Origin of the sequence: Streptomyces phytophilus, assembly GCF_013870535.1 — a bacterium.
GTDB classification, from domain to species: Bacteria; Actinomycetota; Actinomycetes; order Streptomycetales; family Streptomycetaceae; genus Streptomyces; species Streptomyces phytophilus.
The window spans coordinates 1-6011 of record NZ_JACBXC010000277.1; the positions used below are offsets into that span (position 1 = coordinate 1).

The 6011-nt window shown below is 73.0% G+C and carries 6 protein-coding genes; 3 read left to right on the forward strand and 3 right to left on the reverse strand.

The window, feature by feature from the left end; translation table 11 throughout:
• Positions 1-97: 97 nt before the first annotated feature.
• On the reverse strand, positions 98-1231 hold the full coding sequence (locus tag H5J30_RS14690; protein WP_181787883.1) for a DUF1996 domain-containing protein: 1134 nt from the start codon (positions 1229-1231) through the stop codon (positions 98-100).
• Positions 1232-1518: 287 nt separating this feature from the next.
• On the opposite strand from H5J30_RS14690, the gene H5J30_RS14695 reads away from it, so the two are divergent.
• The 3 genes from H5J30_RS14695 (at position 1519) to H5J30_RS14705 (ending at position 4343) form a co-directional block, all read left to right on the forward strand.
• A complete protein-coding gene (locus tag H5J30_RS14695) occupies positions 1519-2127 on the forward strand; it encodes a class I SAM-dependent methyltransferase (RefSeq protein WP_181787884.1) in 609 nt (202 codons plus the stop codon).
• A 105-nt stretch (positions 2128-2232) separates the two neighbouring features.
• Entirely contained in the window at positions 2233-3216 is a 984-nt protein-coding gene (locus H5J30_RS14700) for a glycoside hydrolase family protein (protein WP_181787885.1), read from the forward strand.
• 350 nt (positions 3217-3566) lie between these two features.
• Positions 3567-4343: a DUF4232 domain-containing protein gene (locus tag H5J30_RS14705; protein WP_181787888.1), complete on the forward strand. Its 777-nt coding sequence runs from the start codon at positions 3567-3569 to the stop codon at positions 4341-4343.
• Positions 4344-4631: 288 nt separating this feature from the next.
• Here the strand turns inward: H5J30_RS14705 and H5J30_RS14710 are convergent, their stop codons facing one another.
• Together H5J30_RS14710 and H5J30_RS14715 are read right to left on the reverse strand one after the other, a co-directional pair.
• Positions 4632-5123 (reverse strand): dihydrofolate reductase, encoded by a 492-nt coding sequence (locus H5J30_RS14710; RefSeq protein WP_181787886.1) that lies wholly within the window; start codon positions 5121-5123, stop codon positions 4632-4634.
• Entirely contained in the window at positions 5120-5917 is a 798-nt protein-coding gene (locus H5J30_RS14715; RefSeq protein WP_181787887.1) for a thymidylate synthase, read from the reverse strand. Before H5J30_RS14715 ends, H5J30_RS14710 begins: the two co-directional genes overlap by 4 nt.
• Positions 5918-6011 lie beyond the last annotated feature (94 nt).

The following is a 6011-nucleotide window of genomic DNA, read 5'->3' on the forward strand; positions in this document are numbered from 1 at the left end:
AGGCCCCGGGGGCGCCCGGGTCTTGCCGCACCGGGGGGAGAGGGGGGAGCGGGGGGTCGGGGGTGCATGGGAAGGGATCTCCTCCTGCGGTGGGGGGTCAGGGAAGCTCGTAGTCCTCGTCGAGGGCGGCGCCCGCTTCGGGGTGGGTCTCGTCGTAGCCGCGCGCGTTGCACTGGAGCGCGCCGACGACGCAGTGGTCGACGAGCGCCTTGAGGGTGGCGTCGTCCCAGACGTTGATGAAGTCGTAGTGGAAGGAGTAGCCGCGGCCGCTGGAGAGCGCGACCCGCGACATGTCGCCGTTCACCGGGAACGCCATCTTGAACTCGATCATCGGCAGTGCCACCGGGTGGCTCTCCGGGCAGACGTTGTTGTTCGTACCGGCCTTGACCACGGGGTAGGCCATGTGGCTCTTGTGGTCGGGGGTGTCCAGGTAGCGGCCGTCCCAGCAACTGGGCGCCTGCATCCGGATGTTGAGCTGCGTGTCCTGGCTGCCGGGGCAGGTGGCGGGGATGTCGGTGTTGAAGTAGCTCTCGCCGCACTCCCAGCCCTCCACGAAGCCCGGGTGGTCGCGGAACTCCGCCTCGCTCTGCAGCGGGCTGCCGACGACGAAGCGCAGGCCCTTGGGGAACGGGCGGACGCTGGTGTAGTCGGTGACGCCGGCCTTGTAGTAGATGACCTGGTCACCCACGGGCAGCACGGGCTCGCCGCCGTTGAGGACGGTGGGCATCCAGTAGCCGGACTTGTCGCCGGGAGCCTTGCACTCGGTGGCGCCGGCGTCGAGCGAGGCGGTGGTGCTGTGGGCGTCGGTGGTGTTGTTGCCCATGAAGGTGTGGTCGTGGGACCTGCCGGGCTGGCCGGGGTAGACGATGGGGTCGTCGGGCTTGGTGTGGGTCACCGAGCAGTTGGCCTGGAACTCGTGGAAGTAGCGGTGGGGCGGCTCCTTGTCGGACGGTACGACGCCGGTGACGGGCGGTTCCGCGGGGATGTAGCCGTCGCCGTCGGGGTCGTCGCCGGAGGCGACGGGGCGGGGCTGGGTGTGGCCGGCGTGTGCGGAGTGGGCCGGGTTGCCGCTGTCCTTGCCGGTTCGGGCGGCGTTGTCGGCGGTTTCGGCGGCTGCGGTCGTGCGCGCGCTGGCCGTCTCGCCGGTGACGGCGATGGCGCCGAGTGCGGTGACGCACAGGGCCAGGGCCAGGGCCGGCAGGAGTACGGCGTAGAGGCGCGATCTCCTCATCCAGGGCCTCCTGGGAGTGGGGGAGGGAGAGCGGGAGAGCGCTCTCCCATTGCGCTGGATGGTTACGCTCCGGAGAACGGGCGTCAAGAGAACGGACACGGACGCGTGCCCCGATAAGCGGGAACGCGTCAAATGTCCGGGCGGATGCGGCAGTTGCGCGGGTGCCGGTCCGGTGGCGGCGCGTCCGTACGGTCCGTACGCCCGCGCGCGCCCGGGTCCGCCCGCGCCCGTACCGCGTCGTCTGCCTGCCCTCGCGCCCCTACGCCCCCTGTCCGTACCATGCACCGATGCCGGACTCCGACCTCGCGCCGTACTGGAACACCAACGTCGCCCGCCACCCGGGCATCCTGCGCGCCGTCCCCGAGGGCTGCCGCGACGCACTCGACGTCGGCTGCGGCGACGGCCTCCTCGCACGCAAGCTCGCCGTGCGGGCCGAGCGCGTCACCGGCGTCGACAACTCCCCGGAGATGATCGCCAGCGCCCGCGAACAGGCCGCGGGACGGCCCGGACTCGACTTCGTCGCGGGCGACTTCCTCACCGCCGACCTGCCCGCCCCCGGCTACGACTTCATCTGCTCGGTCTCCGCCGTGCACCAGATGGACTTCACCCCCGCCCTCGCCCGCATGCGCGACCTGCTGCGCCCCGGCGGCGTCCTCGTGGTCGTCGGCCTCGCCCGCGAGCGGAGCGTCGGCGACTGGGCCGCCATGGTCGCCGCCGCGCCCGTCGTACGCACCGCGAAGCTGCTGCGCCGCGCCTCCTTCCCGCCCGGGATGCCCTTCATCAGCCCGCACATGAGCTACGGCGAGGTCCGTGCCGAGGCCCGCCGCGTACTCCCCGGCGTGCGCTACCGCCGCCACGTCCTGCGCCGCTACAGCCTCACCTGGCAAGCCCCCTGACCGGCCGCCCGCAGCGCCCGGCCCGCCCCGCCCGCGTGCGAGTTCACCGGCTCGTCACCTTGCGCGGGCTACGCCCCCGCCCGCCCGGCTCCTAGGCTGACCAGCATGCCGACCCATCGCATCAGCACGCCCCTGCCCTCCTTCGACCCCGTGCGGGCGGAGGTCGTCATGCTCCCCGAGGCCCCCGAAGCCGGGTACTGGACCGGCTGTCCCGGGGTGCTGTACGAACCCGAGCGGGGCCGGTGGCTGATGACGTACCGCCGCCGGCGGCCCCGGGGGCATCCGGGCGGTGAGCGCGGCTGGCGGTGCGCGGTCGCCGCGAGCGACGACGGGGTGGCCTTCACCGACCTGTGGGCGGTGGAGAGCCGGCAGCTGGGGACCGACTCGATGGAGCGCTTCAGCCTGCTGCCCACCCCGGACGGCTACCAGCTCTATCTCAGCTACGTCGATCCGGCCGACTCCCGCTGGCGCATCGACGTCGTCGACGCCGCCGCGCCCGACGCCTTCGACCTCGCCGCGGCCCGCCCCGCGCTCACCGCCGCGGACACCGGCACCGAGGGGGTCAAGGACCCGTACACCCTCCGGCACGGCCCGGCGACCTATCTCTTCGCGAGCTACGCGCGCGCCGGGATCGCCGCCGCCGACACCGCCCGCGCGCACGCCACCGCCGACATCTTCAACACCGGCATCACCACCCACCCCACGGGCCTCGCCGTCTCCCTCGACGGCGGCGCGACCTTCGCCTGGCAGGGCGAGGCCATGCAAACCGGCAGCGGCTGGGACAGCTACCAGACCCGGCTCAACTCCGCCGTCCCGCTCGGCCCGGGCGCCGGCTGGCTCGGCTTCTACGACGGCATCGCCTCCCACGAGCAGAACTACGAGGAGCAGTGCGGCCTCGCGGTCTCGTACGACCTGCGCAGCTGGCACCGGCTCAGCACCGGGGGGCCGTGGGCGACGGTCCCGTACGGCACGGGCTCGCTGCGCTACGTCGACGCGGTCGTCGCCGAGGACACGTGGCACATCTACTTCGAGGCCGCCCGCCCCGACGGCGCACACGAACTGCGGCTGGCGCGCGTACCGGTGGGCTGAGCCCGGGTCGCTCAGCCGCCCGCCGGTCCGCGGCGCGGAACTGTGACCGTGCTGTGGCCGACGGAGTGACGCGCGTCACGGCCGTGGTGCATCCGCCCTGGTCGACTGGGCGGATGCACCACGCCACCCGTACCACTCGTACCGCTCGTGTCACTTGTGCGACCGGTGCGACTCCCGCGAGCCGTGCGACCTCTGCGACGCCTGCGAGCCGTGCGACCTCTGCGACGCCTGCGAGCCGTGCGACCCGGGCGACCCGGCCGTCCCGCGTACGTCGCGCCGGTCCTGCCGCACTCGGCCTCGCCGCCGTGCTGCTGCTCGCCGCCTGCGGCACCGAGTCGGCGGACGGGGCCGTGGACGCCGGCGCCCCGACCGCACCGGGCAACCCGACCCCGGTCGAGGTCGACGGCGTGACCATCACCCGCGTCCGGACGAAGCCGGAGACGGCGGAGCCGGTGCGGGTGGAGTTCGAGATCGCCAACCGCGGGGCGGAGGCGATGACGTACACCGTCGCCTTCGAGGTCCGCAGCTCCTCGGGCGAGGTGCTGTCGTACCCGGAGAAGGTCGTGGAGGCGGTCCCGGCCGGCAGTACGGTGCCGGACCAGGCCGGGGTCGCGGACCCGATGGCGGCCGGGCGCGCGGCGCAGGTGCAGGTCGCCGAGGTGCGCAGCGTGCCGGCGGACGAGGCGCCGTCGAAGGGCGGACCGTGCCCGCCGGCGGGGGTGCGGCTGTACGCGGACGAGGGCGACGCGGCGATGGGCCTGCGGGTCGTCGGGCTGCACCTGGAGAACTGCGGCACGGAGGTCTACCGGCTGGACGGCTACCCGCGCGTGCAACTCGTCGACGAGGAGCACCGGGACATCACCGGCGTACGCATCCGCCGCGGCGGCGCCGCCATCGCCTCCGGTACGGGCGCGGACACCCCGCCGCGGCCGCTGGCGCTGCGGCCGGGGGAGCGGGCGTCGACGCAACTGGTGTGGCGCAACACCGTCGAAGCGGGGGACCCGGTCGACGCCCCGTACGTACGGGTGTGGGCGAAGCCGGGCGCGGCACCGGTGACGGTGACCCCGGAACTCGACCTCGGCACGACGGGCGAACTCGGCGTCGGCGCCTGGCAGAAGCCGGAATAACCCGGACCGCCTCGGACCAACCCGGACCGCCTCAGATCAACCGGATAGACCGGATCAACCCCTCACTCCCACCCAAGGGTAGCCGCGCCCTCTGACATCGCCCGGAGGCCCAGGCCCGATGTCGGAGGAGGCGCCTACCCTTGTGTGAGGGGCTGGAGTGCAGGGGGGAGTGGGTCGGGCTCCTTGGAGGGACCGGGGCTCCGGTGTGCAGGGGGCGGAAGGCTTCGGTGCGCGGAGTCGTCGGGTTGCGCGGGGTTCAAGGGTCATCCGGGTGTACGGCCCGGGGCGTCATCTGGTGAAGCCGCGGATCCGGTACCGGAGTCCGGAGCGGCTGACCTGCCAGTCCCCGTCGTCGGCGACCCGCCACTCCGGGCCCGGCACCGGTGCGTACGTGTCGCCCGTCACCGCCGTGTCGATCTCCGTCACCGAGAGCGCCGTGGCGTGTGGCAGCGCGGCCCGGTAGACCTCGCCGCCGCCGATGACCCACACCGTGGCGGCCGGTTCGGCGGACGCCAGTTCCAGTGCCCGGTCGACGGATCCGGCGGGTACGGCGCCGTCCGCCGTCCACCGCGGGTCGCGCGTCACCACGACGTTGCGCCTGCCGGGCAGCGGGCGGAACCGCGGCGGCAGCGAGTCCCACGTCCTGCGTCCCATCACCACCGGGTGGCCCAGGGTGGTCGCCTTGAAGTGCGCCATGTCCTCGGGCAGGTGCCACGGAATGCCGTTGTCGGCGCCGATCACGCCGTCGCGCGCCTGCGCCCAGATCAGCCCGACGTTCACACCGCGACCGGGGCCTTGATGGCCGGGTGGTGCCGGTAGTCGAGGATCTCGACGTCCGCGTAGGCGTAGTCGAAGAGCGAGTCTGCCCGGCGCAGCCGCAGTGCAGGGAATTCGTACGGCGTGCGCGTGAGCTGCTCCGTCACCTGGTCGACGTGGTTGTCGTAGATGTGGCAGTCGCCGCCGGTCCAGATGAAGTCGCCCGGTTCGAGGCCGGTCTGCTGCGCCACCATGTGCGTGAGCAGGGCGTAGCTGGCGATGTTGAACGGGACGCCGAGGAAGAGGTCCGCGCTGCGCTGGTAGAGCTGGCAGGAGAGCCTGCCGTCGGCGACGTAGAACTGGAAGAAGGCGTGGCACGGCGGCAGCGCCATGTCGGACAGCTCGGCGACGTTCCAGGCGGAGACGATCATCCGGCGGGAGTCGGGGTTGCGGCGCAGGGTGTCGAGCACGTCGCTGATCTGGTCGACGTGGCTGCCGTCCGGGGTGGGCCAGGAGCGCCACTGGACGCCGTAGACGGGGCCCAGTTCGCCGTCGGGTCCGGCCCACTCGTCCCAGATGGTGACGCCGCGCTCCTGGAGCCAGCCGACGTTGGAGTCGCCGCGCAGGAACCACAGCAGCTCGTACACGATCGACTTCAGATGCACCTTCTTGGTGGTGATCAGCGGGAAGCCCTGCGCGAGGTCGTAGCGCAGCTGGTGTCCGAAGACACTTCGGGTGCCGGTGCCCGTCCGGTCGGCCTTGGCCGTCCCGGAGGTGAGCACGGTTCGCAACAGGTCTTCGTACTGGGTGTCCGCCACAGCGGTCGAGTGTACCGCCGCCGACCAGGCGGACCGCGAAGCGGAACCCCCGCCGCCGCCCGGTCGGCGGGGTCCGGCCCCGGATGCCGTACGG

Coding starts and splice junctions, on each gene's coding strand:
- H5J30_RS14690 (WP_181787883.1), bottom strand. CDS start 1,231: ATGAGGAGATCGCGCCTCTACGCCGTACTCCTGCCGGCCCTGGCCCTG.
- H5J30_RS14695 (WP_181787884.1), top strand. CDS start 1,519: ATGCCGGACTCCGACCTCGCGCCGTACTGGAACACCAACGTCGCCCGC.
- H5J30_RS14700 (WP_181787885.1), top strand. CDS start 2,233: ATGCCGACCCATCGCATCAGCACGCCCCTGCCCTCCTTCGACCCCGTG.